Below are 478 nucleotides of genomic sequence, written 5' to 3'. Positions count from 1 at the left end.
CTGTCTTGTCGCCAGCCCGCTTGCCGCCCAGACAGCCGCGCCGGGGCACGCCCCATGCTGTCCAGCGCCAGCCCAGCCCACCACGGTGTCGCTGTCGGCTGAGTCCGTTCTGAAGCTGGCGCCAGACGTTGCAACGGTCTCGGCAGGCGTCGTGACGACCAATCGATCTGCAAGGACGGCGATGGAAGAAAACGCCCGGCGGATGACCGCCGTGTTTGCCGCATTGCGCGCGGCTGGCATCGCCGAGCGTGACATTCAGACGAGCGGGCTCAGCCTCCAGCCGCAATATGTCTCAGAAGCCAACACCCGGCCGCGCATCGCCGGCTACCAGGCGCAGAACACCGTAACCGTGAAGATACGCCGCCTGGATGCGGTGGGAACGGTGCTGGACGCCCTGGTCGAGCAAGGCGCCAATCAGGTGGACGGACCCAATTTCATGGTCGACGAGCCCGACGCCGCGATGGACCGTGCCCGGGCC

General features: G+C 67.2%; 1 protein-coding gene. It reads left to right on the top strand.

The genetic code is table 11. The annotated features are described in order from the left end of the window. Window positions 1-85 precede the first annotated feature (85 nt). Window positions 86-478 (top strand): SIMPL domain-containing protein (locus ACLD7X_RS18675; protein ID WP_411425175.1); only part of this gene is annotated, 393 nt, incomplete at its 3' end.

Origin of the sequence: Aphanothece microscopica RSMan92 (assembly GCF_046613545.2) — a bacterium.
In the GTDB taxonomy this organism is placed as follows: Bacteria; Cyanobacteriota; Cyanobacteriia; order PCC-6307; family Cyanobiaceae; genus NIES-981.
This window is presented reverse-complemented; position numbering and strand designations above follow the sequence as displayed.